Genomic DNA, 15,146 nt, shown 5'->3' with positions numbered 1-15,146 from the left:
GCCCCCACGCCGCCAAACCCGCAGATCACGCCACCACCCACACGACTACGGCGCCGCCCTGCCGAGACCACAAACGAGCTCATCTTGCTTCTGGCCAAGTGAAAAGACGACTTTGCCGAGGCCCTGGAGGACCCCCTGCCGTCGGACCGCCCTAGTACGGTAGCCGTAGTCGTGATCTAACGGTGTAGTGGTCCCGGACGCGAGGAGGCCACCGCACCTTCACACCCTTCTGCACGAGCGACTCTTCGATCCTCACGATCGACAGCGGGTCCCGGCCCTTACCGCCGCTCACCCAAGCACGGACCTGCTCCTCATGCCCCAGCGACGTCTCCCACGACACGCCGTGCCCGTTCGAACGAGCCGGCGTACCGCCTCCACATCGACCAGCTCGTCGCTCACCGCCACAGCCCCGGCCACACGCAGCAAGGCCAGCAACCTCCGCCGCCGCGACATACCGGCACGCGGTTCTGCGATCCACCCCCGCCCGCTCCGCAACCCACGACCCTCCACGCCCGGAGCACCTCACACGCCTCAACCAGACCTCCTTGAATCCCATGCCCGACGACCTCCGCATCCACCAACAAGACGCGGAGAGTCAACGAGCCGAACCACGACCCACCCGCAGGCGCGCCGGTGGTCCCATGACTGGGGCAACCCAGGTGGTCCCCTGAACCTGGCAGAAACCGATCAGCCCGGTCCCATGCCCATAGCAGGCGACGCTCGGCCGCCCAAGCAGATCGGGCCCAGCGAGCATCGGCATGGACGCTATACGCCGATTTACCCCGCTTTCTGGCCTTGGCGGGGCCGTCAGTCGCAGTTCCGTCATACCTCTTCTATTGTCCGATATCAGGGGATCGTTACGGGTGGGCTCGCATCCGGGCGAACCGCTCGGTCGGAAGGAAAGACATGAAGAGAGATCAGCCCGGTCCGGGCCAGGAGTCGGTCTGGGACTACCCGAGGCCTCCGGCGCTCGAATTGTCATCGGAGCTTGTCGTGGTGACGTTCGGTGGCCAGATTGTTGCCGAGACCTCGCGGTCGTGGCGGGTTCTGGAGACTAGCCACCCGCCGACGTACTACCTACCGCGTTCCGCTTTTGCTGAGGACAGCTTGCGGCCGGCTGGTGGCGGATCGTCGTACTGCGAATGGAAGGGTCTCGCCAGCTATCTCGACGTCGTTGGCGGGGACAGGATCGCGCAACGCCAGGCCTGGTGGTACCCAAGACCCGCAGAACAGTACGCAGAGCTGGAAGACCACATCGCGCTGTACCCAGGAGCGATGGATCTCTGCACGGTGGATGGCGAGCAGGTGACACCTCAGCCTGGAAGTTTCTACGGCGGCTGGGTGACCTCCCGGGTTGTCGGCCCCTTCAAAGGCACTCCCGGAACAACCTTCTGGTGAGCCTTGGGTCAGGATCGGCTGTCATTCATGCACTTGGGAGAGGTGCAACAGATGAATTCTCAACTGGCGTTGGTCACCGGCGTGACCGGGTACATCGGGGGAAGACTGGTTCCGGAGCTCCTACGAGCCGGTTTCGAGGTGCGGGCGATGGCCCGGAACCCGCGGCGCCTGGTGGATCGGCCGTGGCACGACGAGGTCGAGATCGCCGAGGCCGATGCGGGAGACGCCGAGCTGCTGCGGGTTGCGATGGAAGGCGTTGATGTCGCTTACTACCTGATCCATGCGCTGGGATCCGGGCCGCGTTTCGAGGCCAGGGACCGCCACAACGCGTTGACGTTCGCTACTGCGGCTCGGGAGGCCGGCGTACGTCGGATCGTTTATCTTGGCGGCCTCTATCCAGAAGGTGAGGATCTATCACCTCATCTGGACTCTCGAAGCGAGGTCGGCGAGATCCTGCTGGCCTCAGGCGTACCGGTCACTGTGCTGCGGGCTGCTGTGATTCTCGGGTCAGGGTCAGCATCGTTCGAGATGCTGCGTCATCTGACCGATCGGCTGCCCGTGATGGTCACGCCCCGGTGGCTGAGCACGCGGATCCAGCCAGTCGCTGTCCGCGACGTCTTGCACTACCTGGTGGGCAGCGCATCTCTGCCGGCCGATGTCAGCCGCGGCTTCGACATCGGGGGCCCCGACATTCTGACGTACCGCGACATGATGCAGCGATACGCGAGGGCCGCTCAGCTCAGTCACCGCCGCATCATCACGTTGCCTCTGCTGACGTCCTCACTGTCGAGTCACTGGTAGGCCTCGTCACGCCAGTGCCCAGCGGTATTGCGCGCCCGCTCGTCGACAGCCTGAGCCACGAGGTCATCTGTAAAGAGCACGACATCGCGAAGTACATCGCGGACCCGGAGCCCGGCTTGCTAGGGTTCGATCGCGCGGTTCAACTCGCCCTGAAACGGGTTCAGGATCTCGATGTCACGACTTCGTGGGCATCAGCCTCCACTCGCGGGGCACCGAGCGATCCGTTGCCGAGCGACCCGGCGTGGTCCGGTGGGTCGTTGTACGTCGACGAACGCAGAAGCGTGGTTTCCGCGTCTCCCGAACGGCTTTGGTCGGTGATCGAAGGTATCGGTGGCGGCAACGGCTGGTACTCGTGGCGGCTGGGCTGGTGGGCGCGAGGTCTCCCGGACCGATTGTTCGGTGGTCCCGGACTGCGTCGCGGGAGACGGAATCCGCATGATCTAGCCGTTGGCGATCCGCTCGACTGGTGGCGAGTAGAGGAGGTCGACGACTTCAAGCTGTTGCGCCTGCACGCAGAGCTGCGGCTCCCCGGCCTTGCTTGGCTCGAGCTCGTCGTCGATGAGGACGGTGAGGGAAACACGGTCTTCCGGCAACGGGCCTTGTTCCATCCACACGGGCTGCCCGGACACCTGTACTCGTGAGCGATCAAGCCGTTCCACGGCATCGTGTTCGGCAGCATGCAATGCAACATCGCCGCATCCGCCCGCAACGGCTGACGGCCGAGTCGGCGGCACTTGTGGAGGGCTAGGCGCGGGAGCGGAGAATACGTTGGGCGCGGAGGCGGTTGTAGCGCTGGATGGCGATGAAGGGCGCGTTGACGAGTACGCCGTACGCGATCAGCAGCGTCGTCGCCAGCGGCGGGTTCCACAAGGCGAAGAGTGGGCCGCAGGCCATCGCCCACCAGTGCGCGAGCTCGGCGCGGCGGGTCTCGCGGATGAACAACGGCAGCCCGCTGCGGCCGGGTGTAGGGAGATGGGCTTTGCTGATGCCGCCTGCAAACAGGGCACCGGCCTCAGGAACCCGGTCCTTCCAGCGCTCGACGCGCCACCACCGCCGGTACCAGCGCCCGTCGTTCTCGAATGCGCGGGCACGGAGAAGCCAGCTGTCGCGGGACAGTTGGCGGTCGTTGAGGCGGTGGGCGAGGTAGCCGGTTCCTGCGTGGAAGGCTCCCCAGGCGATGACGTCGAAGGCGATGGTAAGTGGCGCGTTCAGCATTCACGTGTCCCTTTGAGCTCGATGCTTCGATCGCGCCATCGCACCGAATGACGAACGTATGTCCGGAAAATCGAGCGCAGGAACAGCACCCCGAAGGCCGCAAGCGGAATCGGGAACAGCGCCCAGGTCCACCAGCGAAACGAGCCGATCCGGCGTAGTTTCAGCCTGAGCTGGATGGCCACCGCGATCCAGGCCCCGCACCACAACAGCCGCGGCCCCGCAGACCAGTTGGACAAGATCGCGGACACGGCTCCGACGGCTACGGCGAAGTGCGCCGCGACCCAGACGCCGACGACACTGGCCGACCAGGTATCGGCCTGGCCGGCGCCCGAGGCGATGTTCTTGGTCCAGCCTTCGGCGAGCTGGCGCGGACCGGATGGATACATCCGCATCCGCAGCGCCGCGCCGCCCACGAAGCAGCGGACCGGCAGTCCGGCACGGGCGTACGCGGCCGCGAGTTGGGCGTCGTCGAGGATCTGGTGACGCACGGTGGCGTGTCCACCGGCTCGTTCGTAGTCGGTGCGCGCCGTGATCAGACAGGGCCCGAAGGCCATCGGCTGCCGTGATGGCCGCGTGGCGTAGGCACCGCTGGCCATCAGAGACGTCACGTTGAAGTAGCTGGACAACTGCTCGTAGGCCTTCTCGGTGCGGTGGAAAGGCTGCGCCGAGACCAGCCCGCCAACCTCACGCTGCAGGTCGAGCAGACCGTCAAGAGCGCCCGGCGCCAACTCGGTGTCGGCGTCGAGGAATAGCAGAATCGGTCTCGAGGCGGCCTGAGCTCCTTGATGGCAGGCCCAGGCCTTGCCAGTCCATCCTGGCGGCACGGCCGTGACCACCACCACGCGAGCCCCGCTCGACCGGGCAATGTCCCCGGTCCCGTCGGTCGAACTGTCGTCGACCACGACGATCTCGGCAGCCATGGACCGCAACGAAGCAAGCAGGGTCGGCAGACTGGCGGCCTCGTTGCGGGCTGGGATCACGATGGATACGTTTCCATGTCGCCGTGGGTCCGGTGTGCGCACAGGGACCCTCCGCAGCTCGGCCAACTGGCGCTCGCCGAGCAGCAGCGCGATAACGACTAGCAGGATCCCTGCCAAAAGGGTCATACCGGAGTGACCGTTAGCGGCATCCCGCCGTGCGGATGGGCCGCGATCAGCGCCTCGGGCCGTGGCCGCGACCAACCGGCCGGCACCTGCAGCCGGTAGTCGGCCAGGATCCGGAAGAGCACGATGACCATCTCGCCGAGAGCGAACTCGCGGCCGATGCACAGTCGCGGCCCTATGCCGAACGGCAGGTAGTCCGCGCGCGGACCGGACTGCTGCAGGAACCGCTCGGGGCGAAAGTCCTCCGGCGCCGGCCAGGACTCGGTACGCCGGTGCAGCAGCCACGGACTGATGATCGCAGTCGTTCCCGGTGGTACGTCGTGTCCGCCGATGCGATCGGGCTGCCGGGAGCGCCGCGAGATCACCCAGGCCGGTGGATACAGCCGGAGCGTCTCGTCCACGACGGCACGTGTCCACGGTGCTTGGCCCGCGGTTGCGGTCATGCAGACCGGTCCGGTCAACCCACGGGCCTCCGCGCGCACCCGCTCCTGCGCGGATTCGTCCTCGGCCAGCAGCATCAACGTCCAGGCCAGCGACGCGGCGACGGTCTCGTGCCCGGCAACAATCATCGTGACCAGCTCGTCGCGGATCTCCTGGTCGCTCAGCCCGCTGTCGATCAACAGACCGAGCAGGTCGTCACCAGCAGCCGTGCCACGGCGGGTTTCGATCAGGTCCAGGCATAGCGCGTCGAGGTTGCGGCGGGCTGTCGCAAGGCGCCGGTTGAGTGGCGTCGGCCAGCTCGGTGGCACCGGCACCACAGCTCGACCGAGCCGGACGATGAGTTTCGCTGCCGAATTCGTGGCCTCGAGCAACCTTTGGGCGTGTATGGACAGATCCGCCGACAGGAGAGTCCGGCCCACGACGTCCATGGCGAGTTGGAGGGTCAGCGGGGCGACGTCGAGAACCTGCGGAGCGCTCGGCCAGTCCTTCAGTGCGGCGTCGGTTGCGTCGGCGATCTGAGCGCCGACGGCGTCGAGCCGCTGGTGATGGAAGGCGGGGGCTGCGGCGCGCCGGTGCTCGATCCAGTTCGGCTCCGACGATGCGAGCAGCCCCGGTCCCGTGACCCGGCCCAGAGCGCGATACTGAACGGTGTCTTTGGTCCAGTGTCGCGCCGATGTCTGCAGCACCTGACGGACATCGTCCGGATCGCTGAGCAGCAGCGCGGGTGGGCCGGGGACCGGGAACGCCACCAGATCGCCGTACCGCGCTCGGGTCTGTTCGAGATAGCGCAGCGGGTTGGCGCGGATCATGCGAAATCCGCGCATCATGTCGCGCGCCGCCGGACCGGGAACCGCAGCCCACGACGGCTCATCGGTTGTCTTCATCGCATCCGCACCCGCTCCCAGATCGCGCAGCTGGTCAATACCAGCGCGAATCCGAATCCGAGATCCTCGACCGGCGCATACAGCACCCGGCCGTCGCCGAACGCCGTGACGCGTCCGCTGCCGATGATCGCGTCACCGTCGTACCGGACAATACCGCGCCCAGTCAGCCACCCGTTGGTCAGCAGCTGAAAGGCGACGATGATCGAGTACGCCGTCCACCAGGTCCGCGACCCGGTAAGCCGGGTGCGTAACGCCCAGCGGTCGACCGCGAATGCAGCCAGTACGGCGGCACCGGCGAGCGCGGTGTAGGTCACGGCACCTCCTCCAACGACCGTCCGGAGTCCGCAGAGCGGGCACGCATGGCGCGAACGGTCTCGTAGGCCAAGATCGCTGCGAGCGGGATAACGACGAAGAACCCGTACTCTTCCAGCGGCAGCCCGGCCACCCTCCAACCCAGCGTCTGGCCCCGGTCGAACGACCAGTGCCCAGCGTGGGTCGCCCACAGGTCCCACACCACGAACGGCGCGGCGGTCACAATGATGGCCGCGACGAGACGCACTGGTCGTTGGAACACCTGAAGCCGGTACAGCCGCACGAGCGGCAGCGTTCCGGCGAGGCAGAACAGCAGCATCGCGACGTAGGAGTAGCGAGTCAGGTTCATCGTGATCTCCAGCCGGGACCATCAATGAGGTTGTCTTTGCGTCGTCTGGACAGCGCAGAGCTCGCCAAGGCGGCGAACATTGCCAGCACCGCGACCACCCAGCCGGCCAGGACGTCGATCGCGTAGTGCTCGCCGGTGTAAATCAGCGTGACCGCCATGGTCACAACGTACAAGATCATGATGATCCGGCCTCGCTTCCTGAAGTCGTTCCAGAAAAAGAGCGCTAGAAGCATCGGCGTGGCCGCGTGCAGCGAAGGCATCGCGGCGACCGGATTACCGCCGCGCAGCGCATCGCCGAGCAGCGACCATACGAGATCGAGCTCGAGGATCTCCCAGCCGCGGCCTGGCAGACGATCGACCTGACCAATCGCGCCGTACTGCGAGCCCAGCCACGGCGCGGCTGCTGGATACATGACGTACAGCACCATGCCCACTGCGGTCAGCATCAGCATCCCGGCGTACCAGGAGCGGATCCGCTCGCGCCGACGAAACCACACCCACGCGGTCACCACGGGCAGTACCAAGAAGTGTGTGACATAAGTCAGCGACGCAGCGACGTCGTACCAGTCACCCGGACTGTCCACCAGGCGATCCTGCAGCCACACCGTCGGGACCACCCCGAACAGCGCTCGATCCGCCGCCGCTGGTCCGCCGACCTGCAGATCGAATCCCAGCCGGTTGGTTGTAGCTCCGGTACCCGGCTCGACCGCGATCGTCGCGTTGATCCAGTCCGCGATCGCGTACGACAGCAGAACCAGGCTCAGTGGCGACATGGCGATCAGCAGCTGCGCCCATGCCGGCCGCTCGGATTTCGACCTGGGCGCCGCGGTAGTCCACCATGACATGAGTTCCTCGTTCTTTTCGGAGCGTGTTTCGGCTGGCCAGTACCCCTGCGGACCGCTGGCACGCCCCTCGGAGGGTAGATCTCGGGTCTCGAAGTGGGTACCGGCCCGTTCGTCAGCATTTCGACGACGGGAGTGTGATCGTGAGCGGGAAGACGTTCGACAAGGGCGACGTCGTGGAGTGGGACAGCCGTGGCGGCACCGCGCATGGGACGGTCGAGCAGAAGATCACCAAGCGAACCGAGGCCGGCGGCCGGACCGTGGACGCGTCGCCCGAAGAGCCGCAGTACCTGGTTCGCAGTGACAAGTCAGGCGGTACGGCCGTCCACAAACCGTCCGCGCTCCGCCAGGTGCAGAGGAAGTCATCATGAGCGAAAGCAACGAGACGTACGACGAGTTTGAGGCTGCCGTAAACATGACACCGAAACAGCTGAGCAAGTGGCTCGAGACCCCGGAGTCCAAACGAGTCGGGCAAAAGACCGAAGCGGGCTCCGAGTCGGTCGGTCATCGCAGCGAACGGCGAATCATCGAGCTTCTTGACACGGACAAGGCCGATCTCAGCGACAGCGACTACCAGCACATGCGCAAGGTGGTCGGGTACGTCCATCGTCATCTCAAGCAGCGCCCAGGTGGCGACATCACCGAGACAGACTGGCGGTATTCGTTGATGAACTGGGGCCACGACCCAACCTCCTGACGACGACAACACGCGCACCGACACCGACGGCATCACCCCGCCAAGCGCGCCGCCGGAATCCGCATCGAACAGTCGCAGGGAGGGCATCGACGAGCTAGGCACGGTTGTCGTCACGGCCGCCGGTGGCGACTTCGTGATGGTGGTCTGAAGATCCGCGCTCGGCACTGGCCGGTTTCTGTACGGCGTCGGCGAAGAAGAACCGTGAGAGCGCAGCGCGCAGGCGAGCTCTGCGTCGATGAGGTCTGGCAACCCCGTGCTCATCGGTCAATGTGGGGATTTCCAGGACGGTGTCGCGTACTCGGGCAGTCAGGCTGTAAGCGTCGTACTTCGAGATCGGAACGTGCTTCTCGGAGTACCCGCCGTCAGGTGACCGGACGATCACCCCGCTCTCGTAACCGTGCAGAAGCCGCTCGATGTCCGAGCGCTGCAGGGAGATCGCGATCCGGCGCGTCACCCAGAAAGCCAGCAGTGGACCGAGGAAGACCGCGAACCGCAGGACCCAGGTGATGGTGTTGATCGAGAGATGGAAGTGCGTGGCGATCAGGTCGTTGCCGCTGTTGAGCCACAGGATACCGTAGAAGGTGACGATTGCGGCGCCGATCCCCGTCCTGGTCGGGACGTTGCGCGGGCGGTCCAGAATGTGGTGTTCGCGTTTGTCGTCGGTGATCCAGCTCTCCAGAAACGGATACATCACGACGAACCCGATGAACAGTGGTGGAACCACCAGCGCAGGCAGGAAGATGTTCCAGCTGATGGTGATGCCCCAGAACTGTGATTCCAGTCCGGGCATCAGCCGTACGGCGCCATCCAGCCAACCCATGTACCAGTCCGGCTGTGAACCTGCCGTCACCTCGGCCGGGTTGTAGGGACCGTAGAGCCACAGCGGGTTGATCTGCAGCAGTGCGCCCATCAGGGCCGTGATGCCGAAGACAACGAAGAAGAAGCCGCCGGCCTTGGCCATGTAGACCGGCATCAGCGGGTAGCCGACAACATTCTTCTCGGTCCGGCCAGCCCCCGGGTACTGCGTGTGCTTGTGATAAACGACCAGGAACAGATGGGCCGTGATCAGCGTCAGCAGGATGCCGGGGATCAGCAGGACGTGGACGGTGTAGAAGCGGGAGACGAAGTCATCGCCGGGGAACTCGCCACCGAAGATGAAGAAGCTCAGGTAGGTCCCCACCACCGGCGCCGCGAGAACCAGCCCTTGGGTGATGCGCAGCCCGGTACCGGACAGCAGATCATCGGGTAGGCCGTACCCGATGAATCCCTCGACGATGCCGAGGAACAGCATCACGATCCCGATGATCCAGTTGAGCTCCCGAGGCTTGCGGAACGCCCCGGTGAAGAAGACCCGCAAGAGGTGAATGCTCATCGCGGCTGTGAACAGGATCGCCGCCCAGTGATGCATCTGGCGCATCAACAGGCCGCCGCGGATGTCGAACGAGATGTCCAGCGTCGAGGCGTACGCCTCGGACAAGTGCAGGCCCTTGAGCAAGCTGTACGAACCTTGGTACTCGACCTCGGCCATCGACGGCTTGAACCAGAAACTGAGAAAGACTCCGGTGAGGATCAGGATGACGAAGCTGTACAGGGCGATCTCGCCGAGCATGAACGACCAGTGGTCCGGGAAAACCTTACGTAGGTTCTTCCGGCCGAGCTTGCCGATCCCGACTCGGTCGTCGAGCCATTTCACAGCTCCGGGGAACTCCTGAGTCATATTCTGACCCGCATCATCACCGTGAACCTCCGATCCGTTCGGCGGGCGTCTATCAGGAACTTCCGTCTGAGCAGTGCCGCTGGATGCATCGGTTGCCATCTGCATCCACAACTCCCTCGGCAGCAGAAGACAGAGCGACATAGGTCAACAAAGGAAGTCGTTCATGACGGTGACGCTGCTGCCTGCCGCGCACGAACCATGCCAGGCATTCGCTACAGTGATCGCCGTGACCAGCATGGAGGCCGACGCTCCGTCGTCGGCCGAAATCTCCAAGGCCTTCGCGGAGGGGCGTGCCGACAGCCTGGCGCAGGCCTACCAGCGCTGGTCGAACCTGGTCTTCACCTTGGCGCTGCGGGCTCTCGGCAACCGGGCCGACGCCGAGGACGTGACCCAGCAGGTTTTCGTCTCCGCGTGGCGGGGCCGGGCCAACTTCGACCCGGACAGCGGTCAACTCGGAGCCTGGCTCACCGGGATCACCCGGCATCGGATCGCCGATCGCATGACCGCCCGCAGCCGTGAACTGCGCAACTCCGAGGCCGCGGCGCGCCTCGCCGAACAGAGACCGACGACGGTGCTCGACGATCTGACCATCGACCGGGTGCTCATCGCCGACGAACTGGAGCAGATCGACGACCCGCGGCGAACCATCCTGAAACTCGCCTTCTACGAAGACCGTACACACCCGCAGATCGCGGAGCAGCTGGATCTCCCCTTGGGAACCGTCAAGAGCCACATCCGCCGCGGCCTATTGCATCTACGGGACCGACTGAAGGAGGTGACAGGTGACGAGACATCTCGATGACGACGTGCTGGCGCAATGGGCGCTGGAAGACGACGGCCCAGACGGACCCGGCACCGATCACCTTCAGTCATGCCCGCAATGCGCGGCCACCCTGGCCGAGCTTAAGCTCGTGCTGGCCAACGCCCGCTCGAAACCGCGCCTCGACTCCCCACCACCCGAGCTCTGGACCAAGATCAGCGACGAGCTGAGCTTGGACCCCGGTCAATCGGACGTCGCGCCATCAGCACCAGTCACCGGTCCCGACGAGCCCGTCGCTCGGCGGTCACCCGCACGGCGTTTCGGCGGCCGTGCCTTGGCAGCGGCAGCCGCATTCGCAGCTGTGGCCGGCGCGGGTGCCGGAGTTGGCGGCACAGTACTGCTGGGTGACGACGAGCCTGCGGCCATTGTGCAGGCCGCCATCAAGCTCGAGCCGCTCGAGGGCAAGACCGGCGCAGGCACCGCAGATCTTCTGCAGGCCGCCGCAGGCGGTCAGCTCAAGGTATCCGCCTCGGGCCTGTCCGCCGTCCAGGGTTTCTACGAGGTCTGGATGATCAACACCGACGGCAAGCGGATGGTCTCGCTCGGCGTGCTCAACCCGGGCAGCGGCGGCACGTTCCAGATCCCCGGTGAGATCCTGGCCCAGGGTTATCGCATCGTGGACGTTTCACTCGAGCCCGACGACGGCAACCCGGTGCACTCCCGCAACAGCATCATCCGAGGCATCCTCCCGAGCTGAAGACCCTGTCCGTGATCGGTGGAATTCATTGATGGGTAGGGCACTTAGCGGTCATTTCCGCTGGGTGCGGGTGGGTGTGTGGCAGCATGTGCGAACGGGAGTTGACGGCCGGATATCTGGGGCTCGTGCGCCGTCGGCTCCATCCGCCCGTGAAAGGTGCCGATACATGCAACGGATCCGCTTGGTCGCGCTGCTGGGAACCGCGCTCGCCGTCATCGCCGGTAGCACGATGGCAGCGACGACGGCCAACAGTGCTCCCCCGCCGCCCTTGCGTCATCTCGAACCAGGCGGGCAGCCGAAGCTCGTCGAGAAGCTGCCCGTCAACGTCGTCCTGGTGGGCTATCAGGCTGGGCAGGTCGATCCCCGGCAACTCCGCGCCGGCCTTCCCTCGTCGTCGCGGCCCGTCGTCCGCAGCCGCTTGAGCTATGGCGTGACCGAAGAGCTCGGGCTGACCTATCAGTACGACTACCGGGTCACGACGACATCGAAGCTCTACCAGGATCGGTTCTTCGCGCAGTTGTCGAAGCTGGCTCGGCCCGCGGCGCTGACGAAGTTCCAGCAGGACTACAACGCGCAGAACGGCAACGTCCGGACCATCGACAAGAGTGTCGCGATCGATGCTCCGACCGTCGAACGCTGGCTGGCGAACAACCCGCCGCCTGGAATCGACACCACCAGGAACACCGTCTTCCTGATCAACTGGTTCGGCCGGGCCGACTTCAAGTACCACGTCTACACCAAGACCAACGAGCCCGACCCGGACACCGGCTACAACTTCGGCACCCAACGTGACAGCCGGAAGATCGTCGCCTGGGGTGGCACGACCGCGAAGGACGAGGAGGACGGTCTCGGTCGCACTCGCCGGGTCTGGTTCCACGATCTGTCCGCGGGACCGGACGCTTCGTCGGGAAGCTGGAACGTCGACGATGCGGACCTCGACGGCGACGACGAGGCCGACTACCGGATCCCGGTCGCCTGGGAGTACACCGCCGGCGGATTCCGCGCACCGAGCGAACTCACCGGAGATCTGGTCAAGCTGGTGCGCTACGTGGCGCTGGACCTGTTGTTCACCAGCTCGCCGCTGTACCCCGTCGAGCTTCCGCCGAGTACGCCGTCCGAAACCGTGAACCTCGACAGCAACACCTACGAGGGATGGCCGGGCGTCGACGCGAGTACCGACTACATCGACAAGAAGCTCGTGGTGTCAGAGATCTCGGAGCTGGCCTGGCGGAACAAGTTCAGCTACGACAGCCAGGACCTTCCCTACACCGGTGACGCCAAGCGCTGCTACGAGTTGCTGCTCGTGAACCAGTCCTGCTACCCCGAGCTGGGTTATCCGGCGTTCGCCAACCTGTTCCTGCAGAACAGGAAGGAGCTGGCGCGAACGCAGGACGATCAGGGCAAGGTCGACTACGAGCTCCCGATCTTCAACTACGCCGTGCCGCCGGAGCTGGACGTCCCGGCCCTCGGATTTGCCGACGACAACTACGAGGACGGCACCCAGAGCTACGTCTTCAACTTCCTGAACGAGTCGGTCATCACCAGCGGGTACGGCCTGACCACGACGATCATCCACGAGACCGGACATCACCTCGGCCTGTCGCATCCGCACGACGGGTACGACAGCACCTCAGGGGTGGACTTCGGTCCGAGCGGAGCGACGTACTTTGCCTGGCTCGGCGACTACTCGAACACGATGATGAGCTACATCGACCTGAACTGGGACTTCAGCCAGTTCGACCGCGACAACATGGACCGCTTCCAGACAGCCGCCCGCAACGAGGCAGCCAACGACCTGGCTGCAAGGGCTCTGGCTGCGCCGCGGGCCGAGCGAGCGCACGACGAGCTACGCCGGGCTGATCTCCTGCTCGGACTCGCGAAGAACGCGCTTGCCCGCCACGACTACAGCGCCGCCTACGCACTGGCTTCGCAGACCTACTCAGTCGTCGAAGAAGGCGCAAAGCAGGCAGGCGTCGACGTCGACGCCTACATCGATGACACTCGCAAGGCAACCGCTGCCGAGCGCAACCGCGCCAAGTCTCATCCCTCCGGCGCCTTGGTCGACACTCTCGAGCCCGGCGGCCCGCGCTCCCTGCCGTAACACCACGAGACGCCGCAGCCCCAAACCTCGGTTGCGGCGTCTCACGGTCCGCGGAGCAATCTGAGCCGACCAGCTACTGCCGCTGAGTGCGGGTCAGCTGAAGTGCTTGGCGACGTTGCCGACCGACTTCGCCACATTGCCCGAATGTGCGCGTGGGAGGCCGAGCAGGCGAAGAGCGGCGGGGATGCGGGCGGTGGTCAGGTCGAAGGTCTCGCGGACCTTGGTCTGCCCAGGGCCGACCGGCTCCAGCTCCCAGCGCCAGCGGTGGCCGAAGAAGTGACACCAGGCGATCAAGCGATCCTGCTCGAACTCGACCACCTTCGAAGTGACGCGATAGGGCAGGCCGATGCGCATCGACATCCCGAACCGATCACCAGCAGCCAAGGCCTCCGGGCCTCTCATCGCGCCCTGGACGCTGCGATCGCCGCTGACGATCGAATGATTGACCGGTCTCCGCAGAAAGTCGAAGACCTCCGCCGGATCCGCGCCGACGACAGCCGTCGCCCACACCTGCCCATCAGTCACCTGAACCTGGACACGGTCGCTCATCGCTTCTCCCGGAGACTTTTCGCACCTCACCGCTTTGTGTCACCCTACCGCCGCGCGCCAGGGCAGGCGTGCGATGTCGGCAATCAACTCTCCAGCCTCCTCGTCGCTCAGACCCCGGGTCAGAACGACAAGGGCAAAGGGATCGACGTCAGCGGGTAGATGATCCCGCCGTATGCCGCACGCTGGGCAAGCCAGCGGTTCTTGTGTTCAACGACAGTGGAGCGGCTCGGCGGTCGCGCGAGGGTGGAGTGGTTGGTCGAGCAGGTGGCCACCACTTCGTCGAATGTCGTCCACCAACTTGTTGCTGGAGCTTGTTGGCGTCGAGGAGGCCAATTGCGCGATGCGGCCGTTCGACGGCAACAACACGTTTGGTCGGTGACCGTATGACCGGCCGGGGGGTCGATGCGGGTGTCCACAAATTCATCACTAGCCGGATTTCGCTGCCACGCTGATCAGGATCAAGAACGGCAGTGCGCTCGGTACGGCGCCCTCGCAATATCTGCTGGAGTGGCTGGCAGCCAACGTGCCCCGGTCACTCACTAGCGCCAAAAGATCGCGAGCATCAGCCGCGGGCGGAATCTCGTCCCAGGTCTTCAGCCGTCGAACTTTGAGGTTTGTCAGGTCGACGGCAGGCAGATCGTGCCGTAGGAATTGGACTGCTAGGGGGCCCTCCCCCCGGGCCGCCTTCGTGGCATCAGACGTAACAACCGCCGACACTCAGGTAGATCTGGTGCTGGGTGAAGTTTTCCGTGCTTTGCCAGCTGAAGTGGCCGCCGTTGCCGCTGGGCATACTGCCGCCGGTACCGACCGAGTTGACACCGTTGAAGGTGTCTGACTCAAGACGATCCGTTCACTTGAGGCCTTCCTGGCCGGGTCCTGGACCCGGTCGGGATCTTATACAGAGTCGAGCCGGTGGCGACCGGGTCGGCTACTCGGGATCAGTACGGAACCGGCGAAGGCGGCGCGGTATCGACGCTGACGATCCCAGGCACGCAGATCGGCATCGACATGCCGCTCGCAGAGCGTGCGATCTCGACCTGCGCACGGACACGTTGCTCAGCGGTGCCGAAGACGTCTCACGTGCTCCAAGCACCCAGGGCCTCGGCAAAGTCGTCTTTTCACTTGGCCAGAAGCAAGATGAGCTCGTTTGTGGTCTCGGCAGGGCGGCGCCGTAGTCGTGTGGGTGGTGGCGTGATCTGCGGGTTTGGCGGCGTGGGGGC

At 65.1% G+C, this 15,146-nt stretch carries 17 protein-coding genes; 9 read left to right on the top strand and 8 right to left on the bottom strand.

The window, feature by feature from the left end; all coding sequences use genetic code 11:
* Positions 1-906: 906 nt before the first annotated feature.
* From E1261_RS35165 to E1261_RS46615, 3 genes are read left to right on the top strand one after another with little or no spacing between them, the layout of a single operon-like run.
* Positions 907-1,398, top strand: a complete 492-nt coding sequence (locus E1261_RS35165) for a DUF427 domain-containing protein (RefSeq protein WP_132414046.1) — start codon at positions 907-909, stop codon at positions 1,396-1,398.
* 51 nt (positions 1,399-1,449) lie between these two features.
* Complete coding sequence (locus tag E1261_RS46620) at positions 1,450-2,199, top strand: NAD(P)H-binding protein (RefSeq protein ID WP_238176626.1); 750 nt, start codon at positions 1,450-1,452, stop codon at positions 2,197-2,199.
* A 14-nt stretch (positions 2,200-2,213) separates the two neighbouring features.
* Complete coding sequence (locus E1261_RS46615; RefSeq protein ID WP_238176625.1) at positions 2,214-2,840, top strand: DUF2867 domain-containing protein; 627 nt, start codon at positions 2,214-2,216, stop codon at positions 2,838-2,840.
* Positions 2,841-2,943: 103 nt separating this feature from the next.
* On the opposite strand, the gene E1261_RS35155 is transcribed toward E1261_RS46615, so the two are convergent.
* Genes E1261_RS35155 through E1261_RS35130 form a run of 6 tightly spaced genes read right to left on the bottom strand, consistent with a single transcriptional unit; the run spans position 2,944 to position 7,348 of the window.
* Positions 2,944-3,414 carry a glycosyl-4,4'-diaponeurosporenoate acyltransferase CrtO family protein gene (locus E1261_RS35155; RefSeq protein ID WP_132414045.1) on the bottom strand — a complete coding sequence of 157 codons (471 nt, stop codon included), beginning with the start codon at positions 3,412-3,414 and terminating at the stop codon, positions 2,944-2,946.
* Positions 3,408-4,520 (bottom strand): glycosyltransferase, encoded by a 1,113-nt coding sequence (locus tag E1261_RS35150; protein WP_132414044.1) that lies wholly within the window; start codon positions 4,518-4,520, stop codon positions 3,408-3,410. Before E1261_RS35150 ends, E1261_RS35155 begins: the two co-directional genes overlap by 7 nt.
* Entirely contained in the window at positions 4,517-5,842 is a 1,326-nt protein-coding gene (locus E1261_RS35145) for a cytochrome P450 (RefSeq protein WP_132414043.1), read from the bottom strand. Before E1261_RS35145 ends, E1261_RS35150 begins: the two co-directional genes overlap by 4 nt.
* A complete protein-coding gene (locus tag E1261_RS35140; RefSeq protein ID WP_132414042.1) occupies positions 5,839-6,156 on the bottom strand; it encodes a lycopene cyclase domain-containing protein in 318 nt (105 codons plus the stop codon). The genes E1261_RS35145 and E1261_RS35140 overlap by 4 nt, the downstream gene beginning before the upstream one ends.
* A complete protein-coding gene (locus E1261_RS35135) occupies positions 6,153-6,503 on the bottom strand; it encodes a lycopene cyclase domain-containing protein (protein WP_202875293.1) in 351 nt (116 codons plus the stop codon). The genes E1261_RS35140 and E1261_RS35135 overlap by 4 nt, the downstream gene beginning before the upstream one ends.
* On the bottom strand, positions 6,500-7,348 hold the full coding sequence (locus E1261_RS35130) for a phosphatase PAP2 family protein (RefSeq protein ID WP_132414041.1): 849 nt from the start codon (positions 7,346-7,348) through the stop codon (positions 6,500-6,502). The genes E1261_RS35135 and E1261_RS35130 overlap by 4 nt, the downstream gene beginning before the upstream one ends.
* A gap of 140 nt (positions 7,349-7,488) precedes the next feature.
* Between E1261_RS35130 and E1261_RS35125 the strand changes: the two genes are divergently transcribed.
* Together E1261_RS35125 and E1261_RS35120 are read left to right on the top strand one after the other, a co-directional pair.
* Positions 7,489-7,716 (top strand): hypervirulence associated TUDOR domain-containing protein, encoded by a 228-nt coding sequence (locus E1261_RS35125; protein WP_202875291.1) that lies wholly within the window; start codon positions 7,489-7,491, stop codon positions 7,714-7,716.
* Positions 7,713-8,042 (top strand): DUF3140 domain-containing protein, encoded by a 330-nt coding sequence (locus E1261_RS35120; protein WP_132414040.1) that lies wholly within the window; start codon positions 7,713-7,715, stop codon positions 8,040-8,042. Before E1261_RS35125 ends, E1261_RS35120 begins: the two co-directional genes overlap by 4 nt.
* 94 nt (positions 8,043-8,136) lie before the next feature.
* Here the strand turns inward: E1261_RS35120 and qcrB are convergent, their stop codons facing one another.
* The gene (gene qcrB / locus E1261_RS35115; protein WP_132414039.1) at positions 8,137-9,759 is read right to left on the bottom strand and encodes a cytochrome bc1 complex cytochrome b subunit; all 1,623 of its coding nucleotides are present in this window, start codon (positions 9,757-9,759) and stop codon (positions 8,137-8,139) included.
* Positions 9,760-9,922: 163 nt separating this feature from the next.
* Here qcrB and E1261_RS35110 point away from each other — a divergent pair, with 163 nt between their 5' ends.
* The 3 genes from E1261_RS35110 (at position 9,923) to E1261_RS35100 (ending at position 13,377) form a co-directional block, all read left to right on the top strand.
* Positions 9,923-10,561: a sigma-70 family RNA polymerase sigma factor gene (locus E1261_RS35110; protein WP_238176624.1), complete on the top strand. Its 639-nt coding sequence runs from the start codon at positions 9,923-9,925 to the stop codon at positions 10,559-10,561.
* Positions 10,542-11,276: an anti-sigma factor gene (locus tag E1261_RS35105; RefSeq protein WP_132414038.1), complete on the top strand. Its 735-nt coding sequence runs from the start codon at positions 10,542-10,544 to the stop codon at positions 11,274-11,276. The genes E1261_RS35110 and E1261_RS35105 overlap by 20 nt, the downstream gene beginning before the upstream one ends.
* 166 nt (positions 11,277-11,442) lie before the next feature.
* Positions 11,443-13,377: a zinc metalloprotease gene (locus E1261_RS35100; RefSeq protein WP_132414037.1), complete on the top strand. Its 1,935-nt coding sequence runs from the start codon at positions 11,443-11,445 to the stop codon at positions 13,375-13,377.
* 93 nt (positions 13,378-13,470) lie between these two features.
* Here the strand turns inward: E1261_RS35100 and E1261_RS35095 are convergent, their stop codons facing one another.
* Positions 13,471-13,926, bottom strand: coding sequence for an SRPBCC family protein (locus E1261_RS35095; protein ID WP_132414036.1), 456 nt, complete (start codon positions 13,924-13,926; stop codon positions 13,471-13,473).
* A 912-nt stretch (positions 13,927-14,838) separates the two neighbouring features.
* Here E1261_RS35095 and E1261_RS46610 point away from each other — a divergent pair.
* Positions 14,839-15,146: hypothetical protein (locus E1261_RS46610; RefSeq protein WP_238176623.1), on the top strand; the 308-nt coding region annotated here is incomplete at its 3' end.

Origin of the sequence: Kribbella albertanoniae (assembly GCF_004348455.1) — a bacterium.
Taxonomy (GTDB): domain Bacteria; phylum Actinomycetota; class Actinomycetes; order Propionibacteriales; family Kribbellaceae; genus Kribbella; species Kribbella albertanoniae.
This window is presented reverse-complemented; position numbering and strand designations above follow the sequence as displayed.